This is a genomic window from Massilia sp. Leaf139 (genome assembly GCF_001424165.1).
GTDB lineage: Bacteria > Pseudomonadota > Gammaproteobacteria > Burkholderiales > Burkholderiaceae_D > Telluria.
In genome coordinates this window covers 599,210-614,656 of sequence record NZ_LMOJ01000001.1, presented here as the reverse complement: position 1 = coordinate 614,656, position 15,447 = coordinate 599,210, and the positions used below count along the sequence as shown (strand labels likewise).

At 66.6% G+C, this 15,447-nt stretch carries 14 protein-coding genes and 1 pseudogene; 10 read left to right on the top strand and 5 right to left on the bottom strand.

Annotation, left to right across the window (positions count from 1 at the left end; genetic code table 11):
- Positions 1 to 18: 18 nt before the first annotated feature.
- The 5 genes from ASF77_RS02795 to ASF77_RS02775 all read left to right on the top strand — a co-directional run bounded on the left by ASF77_RS02795 (position 19) and on the right by ASF77_RS02775 (position 7,325).
- Positions 19 to 855 carry a p-hydroxycinnamoyl CoA hydratase/lyase gene (locus ASF77_RS02795; protein ID WP_056334055.1) on the top strand — a complete coding sequence of 279 codons (837 nt, stop codon included), beginning with the start codon at positions 19 to 21 and terminating at the stop codon, positions 853 to 855.
- A 112-nt stretch (positions 856 to 967) separates the two neighbouring features.
- Positions 968 to 2,413 carry an aldehyde dehydrogenase gene (locus ASF77_RS02790; RefSeq protein WP_056334051.1) on the top strand — a complete coding sequence of 482 codons (1,446 nt, stop codon included), beginning with the start codon at positions 968 to 970 and terminating at the stop codon, positions 2,411 to 2,413.
- Between the two features lie 12 nt (positions 2,414 to 2,425).
- Positions 2,426 to 4,282: a feruloyl-CoA synthase gene (locus ASF77_RS02785; protein WP_056334048.1), complete on the top strand. Its 1,857-nt coding sequence runs from the start codon at positions 2,426 to 2,428 to the stop codon at positions 4,280 to 4,282.
- Between the two features lie 33 nt (positions 4,283 to 4,315).
- A complete protein-coding gene (locus ASF77_RS02780; RefSeq protein ID WP_056334045.1) occupies positions 4,316 to 5,482 on the top strand; it encodes an ABC transporter substrate-binding protein in 1,167 nt (388 codons plus the stop codon).
- Between the two features lie 106 nt (positions 5,483 to 5,588).
- Positions 5,589 to 7,325, top strand: a complete 1,737-nt coding sequence (locus ASF77_RS02775; RefSeq protein ID WP_056334041.1) for a tannase/feruloyl esterase family alpha/beta hydrolase — start codon at positions 5,589 to 5,591, stop codon at positions 7,323 to 7,325.
- A gap of 653 nt (positions 7,326 to 7,978) precedes the next feature.
- On the opposite strand, the gene ASF77_RS02770 is transcribed toward ASF77_RS02775, so the two are convergent.
- A complete protein-coding gene (locus tag ASF77_RS02770) occupies positions 7,979 to 9,496 on the bottom strand; it encodes a BCCT family transporter (RefSeq protein ID WP_056334038.1) in 1,518 nt (505 codons plus the stop codon).
- A gap of 327 nt (positions 9,497 to 9,823) precedes the next feature.
- Here ASF77_RS02770 and ASF77_RS02765 point away from each other — a divergent pair, with 327 nt between their 5' ends.
- A complete protein-coding gene (locus ASF77_RS02765; protein ID WP_056334036.1) occupies positions 9,824 to 10,174 on the top strand; it encodes a DUF4148 domain-containing protein in 351 nt (116 codons plus the stop codon).
- 97 nt (positions 10,175 to 10,271) lie between these two features.
- Positions 10,272 to 10,769 (top strand): MarR family winged helix-turn-helix transcriptional regulator, encoded by a 498-nt coding sequence (locus tag ASF77_RS02760; RefSeq protein ID WP_056334032.1) that lies wholly within the window; start codon positions 10,272 to 10,274, stop codon positions 10,767 to 10,769.
- A 15-nt stretch (positions 10,770 to 10,784) separates the two neighbouring features.
- Here the strand turns inward: ASF77_RS02760 and ASF77_RS02755 are convergent, their stop codons facing one another.
- From ASF77_RS02755 to ASF77_RS02745, 3 genes are read right to left on the bottom strand one after another with little or no spacing between them, the layout of a single operon-like run.
- Positions 10,785 to 11,000, bottom strand: coding sequence for a DUF2783 domain-containing protein (locus ASF77_RS02755; RefSeq protein ID WP_056334030.1), 216 nt, complete (start codon positions 10,998 to 11,000; stop codon positions 10,785 to 10,787).
- The gene (locus ASF77_RS02750; protein ID WP_056334026.1) at positions 10,985 to 12,667 is read right to left on the bottom strand and encodes an FAD-dependent oxidoreductase; all 1,683 of its coding nucleotides are present in this window, start codon (positions 12,665 to 12,667) and stop codon (positions 10,985 to 10,987) included. The genes ASF77_RS02755 and ASF77_RS02750 overlap by 16 nt, the downstream gene beginning before the upstream one ends.
- Positions 12,668 to 12,693: 26 nt before the next feature.
- Entirely contained in the window at positions 12,694 to 13,656 is a 963-nt protein-coding gene (locus ASF77_RS02745) for an MBL fold metallo-hydrolase (protein ID WP_056334023.1), read from the bottom strand.
- Positions 13,657 to 13,748: 92 nt separating this feature from the next.
- Between ASF77_RS02745 and ASF77_RS02740 the strand changes: the two genes are divergently transcribed.
- The 3 genes and pseudogenes from ASF77_RS02740 to ASF77_RS25185 all read left to right on the top strand — a co-directional run.
- The gene (locus ASF77_RS02740; protein ID WP_056334021.1) at positions 13,749 to 14,675 is read left to right on the top strand and encodes a LysR family transcriptional regulator; all 927 of its coding nucleotides are present in this window, start codon (positions 13,749 to 13,751) and stop codon (positions 14,673 to 14,675) included.
- 70 nt (positions 14,676 to 14,745) lie between these two features.
- Positions 14,746 to 14,979, top strand: a complete 234-nt coding sequence (locus ASF77_RS02735) for a hypothetical protein (protein ID WP_056334019.1) — start codon at positions 14,746 to 14,748, stop codon at positions 14,977 to 14,979.
- A 23-nt stretch (positions 14,980 to 15,002) separates the two neighbouring features.
- Positions 15,003 to 15,215 (top strand): annotated as a pseudogene (locus ASF77_RS25185) (homogentisate 1,2-dioxygenase); the annotation flags it as partial.
- A 58-nt stretch (positions 15,216 to 15,273) separates the two neighbouring features.
- On the opposite strand, the gene ASF77_RS23985 reads toward ASF77_RS25185, so the two are convergent.
- Positions 15,274 to 15,432 (bottom strand): hypothetical protein, encoded by a 159-nt coding sequence (locus tag ASF77_RS23985; RefSeq protein WP_156648705.1) that lies wholly within the window; start codon positions 15,430 to 15,432, stop codon positions 15,274 to 15,276.
- Between the last annotated feature and the right edge of the window lie 15 nt (positions 15,433 to 15,447).

Genomic DNA, 15,447 nt, shown 5'->3' with positions numbered 1-15,447 from the left:
CAACCGAGGAGACATTGTATGTCCAAATACGAAGCGCGCTGGAAGACCGTCAAGGTCGATGTGGAGGACGGTATCGGCTGGATCACCCTGAACCGTCCGGAGAAGCGCAACGCGATGAGCCCGACGCTGAACCGCGAGATGATCGACGTGCTCGAGACGCTCGAGCTGGACGACGATGCCCAGGTCGTGGTGCTGACCGGCGCCGGCGACGCCTGGACGGCCGGCATGGATCTGAAGGAATATTTCCGCGAGACCGACGGCAAGCCCGAGATCATGCAGGAACGCATGCGCCGCGACTGCTCGCAATGGCAGTGGAAGCTGCTGCGCATGTACAGCAAGGCGACCATCGCGATGGTCAACGGCTGGTGCTTCGGGGGTGCGTTCTCGCCGCTGGTGGCCTGCGACCTGGCGATCGCGGCCGACGACGCCGTGTTCGGCCTGTCGGAAGTGAACTGGGGTATCCCGCCGGGCAACCTGGTCAGCAAGGCCGTGGCCGACACCATGGGCCACCGCCAGGCGCTGCACTACATCATGACCGGCGACACCTTCACCGGCAAGGAAGCGGCCGCCATGGGCCTGATCAACAAGAGCGTGCCGAAGGAACAGCTGCGCGAAGCCGTGATCGAGCTGGCGGGCAAACTCCTGGAAAAGAATCCGGTGGTGCTGCGCTACGCGAAGATCGGCTTCAAGCGCTGCCGCGAACTGACCTGGGAACAGGGCGAGGACTACCTGTACGCCAAGACCGACCAGTCGAACCAGCGCGATCCGGAGAAGGGCCGCAAGGAAGGCCTCAAGCAGTTCCTGGACGATAAGACGATCAAGCCGGGGCTCCAGACCTACAAGCGGCCCAAGTAAGCACGCACTAAGCACGCACTAAGCACGCACGGCACAACAAGAGAATAATAACGGCGGCGGCATCCGTGAGCGGATAGCCGCCTTCCAATCCAACTGACAGAGGAGACCTCTGATGTTCCAAGCAGATCTGCTGTTGAACGGCCAAACCCGGGCCGCATCGAATGGCGCCACCTTCGAGCGCCGCAATCCCGCCAGCGGCGAAGTCGCCACCCGCGCCGCCGCCGCCACCCTGGACGACGTCGATGCCGCCGTCGCCGCCGCGCAGGCCGCCTTCCCCGCCTGGTCGACGATGGCCCCGGGCGCACGCCGTGCGCTGCTGCTGAAAGCCGCCGACAAGATGGAAGCGCTGCGCAGCCAGTTCGTCGAAGCCGCCGTCGAGGAATGCGGCGGCGCGCCGATGTGGTACCAGTTCAACGTGACCCTGGGCGCGAACATGCTGCGCGAAGCGGCCGCCATGACGACCCAGATCGCCGGCGAAGTGATCCCCTCCGACGTGCCCGGCTCGCTCGCGATGGGCGTGCGCCAGGCCTGCGGCGTGGTGGTCGGCATCGCGCCGTGGAATGCGCCGATCATCCTCGGCACGCGCGCGGTGGCGATGCCGCTCGCCTGCGGCAATACGGTGATCCTGAAGGCGTCGGAGATGTGCCCGGCCCTGCACCGCCTGATCGGCCAGGTCTTCGTGGACGCCGGCTTCCCGGAAGGCGTCGTCAACGTCATCACCAACGCGCCCGACGACGCGCCGCAGATCGTCGAGCGCCTGATCGCCGCGCCCGCCGTGCGCCGCGTGAATTTTACGGGCTCGACCAAGGTCGGCCGCATCATTGCCCAGACCGCGGCAAAACACCTGAAGCCCGTGCTGCTCGAATTGGGCGGCAAGAACCCGGTCGTCGTGCTCGACGACGCCGACCTCGATGCGGCCGTGGAAGCGGCGGCCTTTTCCGCCTTCTTCAACCAGGGCCAGATCTGCATGTCGGCCGACCGCATCCTGGTCGACCGCAAGATCGCGCCGGCCTTTGTCGAGAAGCTGGCCGCCAAGACGGCGACCCTGAAGGCCGCCCGCAGCGACGCGCCGCTGGCCGGCATGGTCGACCCGGGCGCCGCCGCGCGCGTCGAAAAAATGCTGGAAGACGCGCGCCAGCGCGGCGCCAAGGTCACGCAATCGGGTGTCAGCGTCGATGGCAACATCATGCAGCCGGCCATCGTCGACGACGTCACGCCGGAGATGCTGGTGTACCAGGAAGAGTCCTTCGGGCCGATCGTCTCGGTGCTGCGTTTCGATAGCGACGAGGAAGCGATCCGCATGGCCAACGACAGCGAATACGGCCTGTCCTCGGCCGTCTTCTCGCGCGACATCGGGCGCGCGATGGCGGTGGCCCAGCGCATCGAATCGGGCATTTGCCACATCAACGGCCCGACCGTGCACGACGAGGCGCAGATGCCTTTCGGCGGCGTGAAGGGCAGCGGCTACGGACGCTTCGGCGGCAAGGCGGCGATCGCCGAATTCACCGACCTGCGCTGGATCACGGTGCAGACCACGCCACGCCACTTCCCGATCTGAATGGGAGCCGCCATGAACGAGGTTCCAATGGCGGCGGAGAGCGACAAGCGGCGCCAGGTCGCCCTCGGCAATCCCGAGGTCGCGGCCTGGCAGGAAGACGGCGTCTGGCATGTCGACGCCGTCACGCCGCTGGCGCCCTTCCCCGTACGCTTCACCGACCGCCTGGTCTCGGGCGCGCACGAACACCCCGAGCGCACCCTGGTCGCGCGCCGCGGCCCGGACGGCGAATGGATCCGCCTCTCGTATGCCGACGTGCTGGGAAGCGCGCGCCGCATCGGCCAGGCCCTGCTCGACCGTGGTCTGTCCGCGGAGCGCCCGCTCGTGATCCTGTCGGGGAACGACCTGGAACACTTCCAGCTGGCGCTGGGCGCGATGTATGCCGGCATTCCCTATTCGCCGCTCTCGCCCGCCTATTCGCTGGTGGCCACCGACCCGGCCAAGCTGCGCGACCTGATCGAGCAGCTCACGCCCGGCGCCCTGTTCGCCTGCGACGGCACGCCTTTTGCCCGCTCGATCGAGGCCGTGCTGCCGCCTGATGCGGAACTGATCCTGGCGCGCGGCGAAGTACCGGGCCGTACGGCCACCCGCTTCGACTCGCTGCTGGCCACCGAGCCGACCACGGTCGACGCCCGCAACGCGCAGGTCGGCGCATCGACCATCGCCAAATTCCTATTCACCTCCGGCTCGACCAAGAAGCCGAAGGCGGTGATCACCACCCACGGCATGCTCTGCGCGAACCAGCAGATGCTGCTGCAGACCTTTCCCTTCTTCGGCGAGGAGCCGCCCGTGCTGCTCGACTGGCTGCCCTGGAACCATACTTTTGGGGGCAGCCACAACGTCGGCATCGTGCTCTACAACGGCGGCACCATGTACCTCGACGACGGCCGCCCGACCCCGAAGGACTTCGCCGCCACCCTGCACAACCTGCGCGAGATCGCGCCCACCGTCTACTTCAATATTCCGGTGGCCTGGGAGATGCTGGCCGAGGCGCTGGAAACCGACGACGATCTGGCGCGAACCTTCTTCTCGCGTGTGAAGTTGTTCTTCTGCGCGGGCGCCGGCCTGTCGCAGGCGGCCTGGGAACACCTCGATGCGGTGGCATTAAAACGTTGCGGCGAATCGATCCGCATCATGACGGGCCTGGGCATGACCGAAACCTCGCCGTCCTGCACCTTCGGCACCGGGCCGATCAGCCGCGCCGGTTATGTCGGCGTGCCGGCGCCGGGCTGCAAGGTGAAGCTGGTGCCGATGAACGGCAAGCTGGAAGCGCGCTTCCACGGGCCGCACGTGACGCCCGGCTACTGGCGCGCGCCGCACCTGACGAAGGAAGCTTTTGATGCCGACGGCTATTACTGCACCGGCGACGCGCTGCGCTTCGTCGACGAGGCCAGGCCGGAGCTGGGCTTCATGTTCGACGGCCGCATCGCCGAGGACTTCAAGCTCAGCTCGGGCACCTTCGTCAGCGTCGGGCCGATGCGGGCGCGCGTCATCAGCCAGGGCGCGCCTTTTGTACAGGACGCGGTGGTGACGGGCCTCGACCGGCACACGATCGGCCTGATGATCTTCCCGCGGCTGGACAACTGCCTGGCGCTCTCTCAACTGCCGCCCGGCACGCCGGCCGCCGAGATCCTCGCGAGCGAACCGGTACGCGCCTTTTTCCGGCAACTGCTCGAGACCCTGAACGCCGGCGCCAGCGGTTCGTCGACCAGGGTGGAACGCCTGCTGCTGTTAGCCGAGCCGCCCTCGATCGACGCGCGCGAGCAGACGGATAAGGGCTCGATCAACCAGGCGGCAGTGCTGGCGCGGCGCGCGGCGCTGGTCGATGCGATGTACGACGGAACGGATTCGAACGTGATACTTGCCGCATGACGTAAAAAAGAACGTACAACACAAGGAGACAGCATGAAACTGAAGACCCTCGCCTGCATGACCCTGGCAATCCTGCCCTTCGCCAGCGGCGCCGCCTATGCCCAGGACACGATCAAGATCGGCGTCATCGCCGCCCTGACCGGCCCCTTCGTCAACATCGGCAAGCCCTTCGAGGACGGCATCAAGACCTATATGAAGCTCAATGGCGACCAGGTCGCCGGCAAGAAGATCCAGATCATCTACCGCGACGATGGCGGCAGCAACGTCGAGCTGTCCAAGCGCGCCGCGCAGGAGCTGATCGGGCGCGAGAAGGTCGACTTTCTGATCGGCTTCTCGCTGACGCCGAGCGCGCTGGCGGTGGCACCGGTGGCCACGCAAGGCAAGGTGCCGATGATCGTCATGAACGCCGTCACGACCGGCATCACGGCCAGGTCGCCCTACATGCTGCGCACCTCGATGACGATGCAGCAGATGACCGAACCCTTCGGCACCTGGACGGCGCAGAACAAGATCGGCCGCGTGTACTCGCTGGTCTCGGACTACAGCACCGGCCACGATGCCGAGAAGCTGTTCGCAAAAGGTTTTACTGAAGGCGGCGGCAAGATCATCGGCTCCTCGCGCACGCCGCTGGCCAATCCCGACTATTCGCCCTTCGTGCAGCGCGTGAAGGATGAAAAGCCGGACGCCCTGTTCTTCTTCGCGCCCGGCGTGGAAGACGGCATCGGCCTCTTGAAAGCCTACAGCGACAAGGGACTCGATAAAGCCGGCATCAAGTTCCTCGGCGTGGGCGACATGACGAGCGACTCGCCAACCCTGGAAGCGCTGGGCGAGCGGGCGCTGGGCGCGGTCACGGTGCTGAACTACTCCACGGCGCTGGACAACGAAGCCAATAAAACCTTCCTCAAGGCCTATGCGGACGCCAACCCGAACCGTCCGCCGCCGACCTTCGTGACCGTCGCGGCCTACGACACCATGGGCATGATCTACGAGACGATCAAGCGCCTGAACGGCAAGGTCACCGGCGAAGCGGCCGTCAAGACCCTCTCAGGCATGAAGTGGAACAGCCCGCGCGGCCCGATCAGCATCGATCCGAAGACCCGCGACATCGTGCAGAACATGTACATCCGCGAGGTCAAGCGCGTCAACGGCAAGCTGGTGAACCAGCCGATCGGCACGCTCAAGGACGTGATGCCGGACTGAGTCCGTCCGCTCCACCCGTTCGCATCACCCGCGCGGCCGCAGGCGGCCGCGCCACCTTCCCATCGCTTTGACTTGATCTGTTTTCCCAGCAGAGGAGTACTTACGCATGAACGCTTCGAAACTCACCTCCTTGGCCGCCGCCCTCGCCGTGCTGGCCCTGACCGGCTGCGGCGACAACGACAAGGACCACGGCCCGGTCGTCGCACCGCTGCCACCGGTGCAGCCCGCGCTGCCCATCCCGCAGCTGGCGCCGGCCGTCGGTACAACCCTGGGCGCCTGCGAAGCCCTGGCCGCGCGCATCAGCTATCCGGAAGCCGTGATCACGGGCGCCACCTCGGTGCCGGCCGGGACGCTCAGCATCGCCGGCAAACCGATCGGCCAGCATTGCCTGGTCACCGGCCAACTGGCGCGCCGTACCAGCCCGGTCGACGGCCAGGCCTATGCGATCGGCTTCGAGATGCGCCTGCCGGTGAACTGGAACGGCCGCTTCTTCTACCAGGCCAACGGCGGCGTCGATGGCAGCGTGGTGACCGCCACCGGGCCTGTGGGCGGCGGCGGCCCGCTCGACAATGCGCTGAACCAGGGCTTCGCCGTGATCAGCTCCGACGCCGGCCACCAGGCGCCGACGCCCTTCTTCGGCATCGATCCGCAGGCCCGCCTCGACTACGGCTATCAGGCGGTGGGCAAGCTGACGCCGATGGCCAAGAACATCATCCAGACGGCCTACGGCAAGGGCCCGGATCGCTCCTATATCGGCGGCTGCTCGAACGGCGGGCGCCACGCGATGGTGGCGGCGGCGCGCTACGCCGACCAGTACGATGGCTACCTGGTCGGCAATCCCGGCTACCGGCTGCCGCTGGCGGCGATCGCCAACATCGCCGGCGGCAAGACCTATGCCGCGCTCGCGTCGACGCCGGGCGACCTGAGCACCGGCTTCACCACGGCCGAACGCCTGCTGGTCTCGAATGCGGTGCTGGGCAAATGCGATCCGCTCGACGGCGCGGCCGACGGCCTGATCCAGGACACCGGCGCCTGCCAGCGCGCGTTCGACCTGAGCCGCGACGTGCCCACCTGCAGCGCCACGCGTGACGGCAGCTGCCTGAGCGCGGAGCAGAAGACGAAGATCGCCGGCCTGTTCACGGGCGCGAAGACAGAGAGCGGCGCCACGATCTATACCAGCTTCCCCTGGGACGCGGGCCTGGCCACGAACGGCTGGGCGAGCTGGAAGTTCGGCGCGCCGATCGACCGCGATTCGGGCGCGGCCGCCTTCATCTGGTCGGTGCCGCCGAGCGACCGGGCGACCTTCAACGGCCGCGAGTTCGTCCTGAACGCCAACCTGGACGCTCTGCTGGCGCGCATCAACGCCACCAACGCGACCTATCCGGAAAACGCGATGTCCTTCATGACGCCGCCGAACGCCAGCAAGCTTTCGACCCTGAAGAACCGCGGCGCCAAGATGGTGGTCTACCACGGCACCAGCGACCCGATCTTCTCGAGCGACGACACCACGACCTGGTACGAGCAGCTGCGCGCGGCAAACGGGTCGGACGCCTCGAACTTCGCGCGCTTCTTCCGCGTGCCCGGCATGAATCACTGCTCGGGCGGCCCCGCCCTCGAACAGTTCGACATGCTCACGCCGCTGGTGAACTGGGTCGAAAAAGGCCAGGCGCCCGACAGCGTGACGGCGAGCGCGCGCGGCGCCGGGAATGCGGGCGGCGTGAACGCCGACCTGCCGGCGACCTGGGCGGCGAATCGCACGCGGCCGCTGTGCGCCTATCCGAAACTAGCGCGCTACAAGGGGAGCGGCAGCCTGGAGGATGCGGCCAGCTTCAGCTGCCAGTAACCATAAAACATCGCCCGCATATCATCCAATGGCCACATGATGACGTGCGGGCGAAAATTTGCCGCCGCGGACTGCGGATAGGCTCCCAGCCGCGTGGGCACTGGGCGCCCGGCGCAACCGTGGTCGAGGCCATTGGCCTCGACCACCCCTACAACACCCGCATCGATCGCCGCTTAGCGTATTGCCAGCTCGCGTGATCACCGTAGGGTGGACGCTCCGTGCCCACGCGGTATGGACGCCTCCATTTGCCCCCAAAGCGTGACACAGCGCCCGCACGTCATCCAATGGCCACGTGATGCCGTGCAGGCGGACATTCGCCGCTGCGGACTACGGATAAGTTTCTAACCGCGTGGGCACGGGGCGCCCACCCTACAACACTATCCGAAAGTAGCGCGCTATAAGGGGAGCGGCAGCCTGGAGGATGCGGCCAGCTTCAGCTGCCAGTAGGCGTGAACCTCGCCCGCACATCATCCGATGGCCACGCGATGCCGTGCGGGCGAAGATTTGCCGCCGCGGACTGCGGATAGGCTCCCAGCCGCGTGGGCGCGGGGCGCCCACCCTACAACGTAAGGATCGCCGCTATCGCGCAGTAACCGTAGGGGTGGTCTAGGTCGTTGGCCTCGCCCCCCCTACAAAGCCCGCATCGATCGCCGCTAACGCACCGCCATCTCGCGCAGCTTGCGCCGCGTCTCGCGCTCGCGCCGTGCCTCTTCCGCCAGGTCTTCGCGCAAGGCGCGCCACAAGGCCACCACCATCAGCACGATCACCGCCGCGAAGGGCAGCGCGAACAGGATGGTCGCGCTCTGCACGGCGTTCAGCCCGCCGGCCAGCAGCAGGCTGATGGCGATGCCCGCGATCAGCACGCCCCAGACCAGCTTGCTGCGCGTGGACGGATTCGGATTGCCGCCGCTGCTCATCATGCCCAGCACCAGTACCGCCGAATCGCCCGAGGTGATGAAGAAGACCGCGACCAGTACCGTCGCCACGACCGACATCAGCTGCCCGAAGGGCATGGCCCCGAACAGCGTGAACAGGCCCGTGGCCAGGTCGGCCTTGACGGCGGCGGCCAGCGGCACATGCTGCCAGATCTCCATGTGGAGGGCAGTGCCGCCGAAGATCGCGAACCAGAGGAAGGCCGCCAGCGAAGGCGCCAGCACGGTGCCGAGGATGAATTCGCGGACGGTGCGGCCGCGCGAGACGCGCGCGATGAACAGGCCGACGAAAGGCGACCAGGAAATCCACCAGGCCCAATAGAAGATCGTCCAGTTGCCGACCCAGGTGCTGCCGCTGAAGGGTGTGGCGCGCAGGCTCATGCGCACGAATTCGCTCAGGTAGCTACCCAGCGTGTTCGAGAAGGTGTCGATGATCGCCACCGTCGGCCCGAGCACGAAGACGGCCAGCGCCAGCGCCGCGGCCAGGCCCATATTGAAGTTCGAGAGCAGCTTGACGCCCTTGTCGACGCCCGACACGGCCGAGGCGATGAAGACGGCCGCGGTGAGGACGATGATGAGCACCTGCGCGCGATCGCCGACTTCCAGGCCGAATACGGCGTGCAGGCCGTTGTTGATCTGGAGCGCGCCCACGCCGAGCGAGGCGGCCACGCCAAAGGCCGTGGCGACGATCGCCAGGCCGTTGAACAGGCCCGCCATCCGCTGGATCGGCAGCCAGGGCAAGGAACTCGTGACGGTGCTGATCATGGGCGTGCCGCCGCGCCGGTACTGGAAGAAGGCAATGGCCAGGGCCACCACGCTGTACACCGCCCATGGATGCAGGCCCCAGTGGAAGAACACATAGCGCATGGCGGCGTTGGCCGCGGCCGGAGTGTTCGGCTCGACGCCGGGCGGCGCGGTGGTGTAGTGCGAGATCGGTTCGGCCACGCCCCAGAAGACGAGGCCGATGCCCATCCCGGCGGCGAACAGCATGGCGAACCAGCTGCCGACGCTGAACTCGGGCTCGTCGTCTTCGCCGCCGAGCTTCAGGTCGCCGTAGCGGCTGAAGGCGACAAAGGCGGCGAACAGGACGAGGCCGAGCACGACCCACAGATAGAACCAGCCGAAATTGCGGGTCAGCGAAGCGAGCAGGGTTTCGAATACCGCCGACATGCCAGCGGGAGCGATGATGCCCCATAACACGATCAGGAAGATGAAACCTGCAGAGAACAGCATTTGCATGGGATTTCCTTGTGAATGGTACTGCCTGCGCCGGCGCAGCGCGTGATGCCGGGAGGACGAACGGTCGGAAGTGCAGACAGCGGTAGATGCAGGCCGGTGCGCCGTGTGTCATCACGCATCAGTCCGCAAATGGGACGGGAATTGTATCACAAGCAATACATTTGTCCAAATGGAGATGTTGGCGAGCTAACGAAACGAGACCCTGCTTACCTTGGAAATGGCCTCGATAGCCTGAAATTCGGCACATACTTCACTAATGAAGTATTCAGTAGTAAAATACGCTGATGGCGCCGATTGTCGGCGCACCACGAACCTCAGGAGCATTTCATGTCTGTTAAATTCCTCGTCCCCGCCGTCCTCGTCGCCCTGCTCGCAGGCTGCGCTTCCAACCCGATCGCTTCCAGCACCGACCCGGTACGCGCGCGTGTCCTTGCCGACCTCGCACAGGCGCGGGAAAACGGTACGTATCCGCCCTCGGAAGCCGATTACGTGACGCCGAACTGGATCAAGATCGCCAACCCGGCCGGCACGCTGATGACCGACGGCCACCCGGAGACGGAACGCGCCGTGACCGTCGCGGCTGCCCCGGCGCGCGCCACCGTCGTCGCGGCGCCGGCGGTTACCATCATGACGGACGCGTCGTCCGGCACCGGCAAGGGCAGCGATTCGGCGCAGTGAACGGCCTCTTGCCCGCGGCGCAGGTGAAGCTGGAGGCGAGACTCTACCGGCGCGGGGCTGTCGGAGTTACAATCTGGCATTTCATGCTGGAGCGTCCATGAGCGAATTCGAGCCGACGGAAAAACGATTGCGCAACATCGAGGCACGCGTGCCTGGTTTTCCGTTCGCGCCGATCCTGCTGGTGCGCCTCGGCCACCACTTGCAGAAGCGCCTGCGCGACCGCACCAATGCCGCGCTCAAGCCCTACGACATGGCCGACACCGGCTACATCGTGCTGGCCATCCTGTACGGCAGCGTCGACGAAACCTCGACCGCATCGGAGCTGTCCGAAGCGTCCAATGAGAAGCCCGCCAACCTCACCCGCGTCTGCGACGACCTCGCCGCGCGCGGCCTGATCGAGCGCGGCACTCGCGCCGGCGACCGCCGCACGGTCTTGATCTCCCTCACCGCCCAGGGCCGCGCCCTGATCGAACGTCTGCTGCCGGAAGTCTCGGGCAAGCTCAGCGCCGCCTATGCCGGCTTCTCGCCCGCCGAGCTGCAGCAGTTCGCCGGTTTCCTGGGGCGGGTGCTGGGCAACCTGGACAAGGCCGGCTGAGCGCCGGCGTTCACCTCATCCCGCCTGCGCCGGCGCCACGTTGGCGCGCGCGATCGCGAAGGCCTCGCGCAGCACATCCATGTCGCCGATATGGTTTGCCAGCAGCAGGATCAGCTGGGCGTTGAGCATCGCGCTCGCCTCCTCGCTCAAGTCCTGGTGGCTGTCGACCAGCAGCTGGTAGAAGGCGTCGGGATCAAGCAGGTTCAATGCGACGTTCAAGCGCTGGTGCATGCGGGCTCCCGTTCGGTGATGGTCTGATTGCAGCTGGCGCGCGCGACCGCACCGCGCACGGCCTGGAGGTCAAAGCCACGCCAGCGGGCGCAGACGTGCTGGTCGGGCCGCAGCAGGTAGTAGCTGCCTGCGGTGGCGCCGTAGCGTGCGGCGACCAGGCCGGCGCTGTCTTCCAGCAGGCCGGGGCCGCCCTGCCCCGGCGGCGCGATGAGCAGGGTGAGTACCGGCAGCGGGTCGCGCGCCAGCTGCACGGCGTGTTCGAAGGCTTGCGCATCGTGCGCACCGCCGGCGAAATACAGGCCGGTGAAGACGCCGCCGGTGTGGCGCAGCAGCCAGCCGGGTACGCCGGCCGCCGTCACCGGCGCATCGCTGGCGGGCGCGCCTGGACACGGGCCGTGGGCGAAGTCGTCCGCATCCGGCGTGTTCAGGGCCGAATCCAGATAGGTCGACGGCGTCGACAGGCGCCCGCTGTTGACCAGCCTGCGCGCGAAGGGCTGCGCCTTCGCCAGTTGCAGCGCGGCGTCGCGAAACAGCCGGCTGGCCGCGCTCTTCGGGGTGATGAAGTCGGTGGAGCGGGTCGAGGCGAGGATGTTCTCGTCGGCGGCCTGTTCGCGTTCGCGCGCATAGCTGTCGAGCAGCGTATGCGGCGCTTTTCCTTCGACCACCAGGCGCAGCTTCCAGGCCAGGTTGTCCGCATCCTGCACGCCGCTGTTGGCGCCGCGCGCGCCAAAAGGCGAGACGCCGTGGGCGGAATCGCCCGCGAACAGCACGCGGCCATGGCGGAAGGCGTCCATGCGCAGGCAGCAGAAGGTGTAGATGCTGACCCAGGCGAGTTCGAACTGGACGTCTTCCCCCAGCAGCGCCCGGATGCGCGGGATCACGCGTTCGGGCGCTTTCTCCGCCACCGGGTCGGCGTCCCAGCCGAGCTGGAAGTCGATGCGCCAGAGATTGTCCGGCTGGCGGTGCAGCAGCACCGACTGGCCGGGGTGGAAAGGCGGATCGAACCAGAACCAGCGTTCGGCCGGGAAGTCGGCCGTCATCTTCACGTCGGCGATCAGGAACCGGTCGCGGAAAGTGCGGCCATGGCTTTCCAGGCCGAGCAAGGCGCGCACGCTGCTCTTGCCGCCGTCGGCCGCGACCACGTAGTCGGCCTCGATCCCGTAGGTGCCTTCGGGCGTGTCGACGGTCAGCGCGACGTGGTCGGCGTGCTGCACCAGGCCGACCACGCGGCTGCGCCAGCGCAGATCCAGCTGCGGCAAGGCCTGCACCCGTTCGTGCAGGTAGCCTTCGACATAGTACTGCTGCAGGTTGACGAAGGCAGGCCGTTCGTGTCCCTCTTCCGGCAGCAGGTCGAAGCTGTAGACCTCGTCCGCGCGATGGAAGACGCGCCCGACGTGCCAGCGCACGCCCTTGTCGGCCATGCGCTGTCCGCAGCCGAGGCGGTCGAAGATCTCGAGCGTGCGCTTGGAAAAGCAGATAGCGCGCGAGCCGTGCGACAGCTTGTCGTCGTCGTCGAGCAGCAGCACCCGTACGCCGTTCTGCGCCAGGTCGATGGCGGTGGCCAGGCCGACCGGGCCGGCGCCGACCACGACGACCGGATGGCGCTTCGGTTCATGCGCCGCGCGCGGCGTATAGGCGAACTCGCAGGCCTGGTAATCAATGTCCATGTTCGAACCCAATCGGCGCGGCCGGTTCAGGCCTGCAGCGCGTGCCACATCTCCTTGTCGCGCTCGGCCGTCCAGATGCGCGGGTGCTTGATGCCCTTCGCTTCGTCGTAGGCGCGGGTGACGTCGAAAGGCAGGCAGTGCTCGTAGATGAAGACGTGGCGGAACTTCGGATCCATCTTGCTGCGCACATGGGCCATGGTCTCGCTCAGCGACATGTTTTGCGCCACGGCCTCCTTCGCGCTGTCCAGCAGCGTGGTGACGAAGTCCTTGGTGTAGTCGATGCCCTCGTTGACCTGCTGCGGCGTGACCAGGGCCTCGCCGCGGCCGGGCACGAGCTTTTCGGCCCCGAGCGCGCGCAGCGCCTCCAGCGTGTGCGGCCATTCCTCGAGCTGGGCGTCGCCGGTATAGGCGGCGGCGCCGTATTCGACCAGGTCGCCCGAGAAGCAGATCTTCTGCGACGGGATCCAGGCGATGGTGTCGCCCTTGGTGTGGCCCATGCCGATATGGGCCAGCTTCACTTCCAGCTTCCCCATGAAGATGGTCATCTCGCGGTCGAACACCATGGTCGGCCAGGACAGGCCCGGCACCGATTCGACGCCCGCGAACAGGCGCGGGAAGCGCTCGATCTCGGACTGCATGTCCTGTGCGCCGCGTTCGACGATCAGTTCGTAGGTGCCTTTCGAGGCGATGATCTGCTCGGCCCCTTCGGCGAAATAGGCCGAGGCGCCCAGCACGCGCACCGCGTGGTAGTGCGAGAGCACGACGTACTTGATCGGCAGGTCGGTCACGCCGCGGATGTGCTTGATCAGCGCCTGCGCCATCAGCGGCGTGGCGGTGGTGTCGATCACCATCACGCTGTCGTCGCCGATGATTACGCCCGAATTCGGATCGCCCTCGGCCGTGTAGGCATAGGCGTTGTCGGACAGCTTGATGAAGCTGGTCTTCTTCTCGTCCAGGTCGGCCTGGGATGCGAATGTTTTCTCGGTCATGGCTGTCTCCTCTTTATTTTGGCATGTAGGTCGATACCGGAACGATACGAGCTGCCGTATCATCTGACAATCGTCATTCATCGATAGGCGTTATGAACGATATCCATAACGGTGGACTGGATCTGAACCTGCTGCCCGTGTTCGAGACCCTGGTTCGGGTGCGCAACGTCAGCCGCGCGGCCGAGGAGCTGGATATGTCGCAGAGCACGGTCAGCCATGCCTTGAAGCGCCTGCGCGCATTCTTCGGCGACCCGCTGTTTTTAAAAACCGGCGCCGGCATGCAGCCGACCCCGCGCGCGCTGGAACTGCTGGCGCCGGTGCGGGCGGTGATGGAGACGGTGCGCGGCGAACTGCTCGTGCGCGAAGGCTTCGACCCGGCCAGCGCGCGGCGCAGCTTCGGCCTCTGCCTGACCGACATGGGCGAGCTGATCTTCCTGCCGCGCCTGATCAAGGCCCTGCGCCGCGCGGCGCCCGGCTGCACGCTGCGCACGCTGCAGGCGCCGGTGCAGCAGATCGGCGCCCTGCTCGACAGCGGCGCGGCCGACCTCGCGCTCGGCTCCCTGCATTCGGTGCCGGAAGGCCTGTTCCAGCAGCAGCTGTTCACGCGTTCCTTCGTCACCATCGTCAACCGCGGCAACCGCGCGATCGGCGAGACGCTCGCACGTGAACAGTTCTTCGCGATGGAACACATCGTCGTCTCGCTTTCGGGCCGCACCGAAGACGCCTACGACAACGTGATCGACGCCGGCGCCGGCCCGCGCCGCCGCATTTATCTCACCACGCCGCACTTCCTGACGGTGCCGATGATCATCGAGCAGAACCCGGAGCTGATCGCTACCGTACCGCGCGAACTGGCGACCAAGTTCGCGCGCTACCGCAGCATCCGCATGGTCGAGACGCCGGTCGCCGTGCCGCCCTTCGGCATCCGCCAGTTCTGGCACCCGCGCTACCAGCACGACGCCGCCAACGCCTGGCTGCGCACGCTGGTGAAGGAGACCTTCGACGCCGACCTGGAGTGAGCGCGTGCGCCCTCGGCCGGGCTTCTTGGGTAAGATCGGGCCATACAAATAACGTCAAGGAGAAGCCGACATGCCCCGAGGAGCCAGTCCGCGCCGCGAGCGCGAAGCCAAGAAGCTGGAACGCAAATTCAAGAAAGAGAAGCGCTATAAGGGCCGCGAAGACGAAGTCGCAGCGCGCATCGTCAACAAGCAGCGCGCAGCGGCCGGCGAGACCAAGACGGCGCACAAGCCGGCGCGGCGCACGACCTCGCGCCGTAAGCATCGCACGCGCCGTAGTCCGCGGCGGGCGGCCAAGAGCAGCTAAGGGAACGCAGCGTCCGCTATCGGGCCGATGCAAATCTTCGCACCCGGCTCGTGCCGCAGCAGGGCCGCCTGTCGATCGCGACCGAGCTGGCGATGGCGGACGTCGAGGCGCAGGAGATCGCCGTGAACCCGCGCGGCATCCGCTTCCAGGTGCACCTGCCGGCATGGGGCCGATCGGCTCGAACGGCCCACGCGCCGTCCTCGCTGCAGCTGCCGCCGGACTTCTTCCAGTGCTGACAGGGCTTTCGCAAGCAGTTCGATCCGGAGCGGCCATGAGCATGGCCGATCGGGGAGATCAGGCGTCGGGCGCTTTCTTGTTGTAGCAGATGTATTCGCATTTCTGCTTGTCGTTCAGATCGTCCATGCAGCGCTTGTAGCAGACCTTCGGATCATAGCCGGCGAAGCTGGACGACGAGACGGTCACGACGACCAGCAAGGCGAGGAATTTTTTCATGGTGTCTCCTGTGTT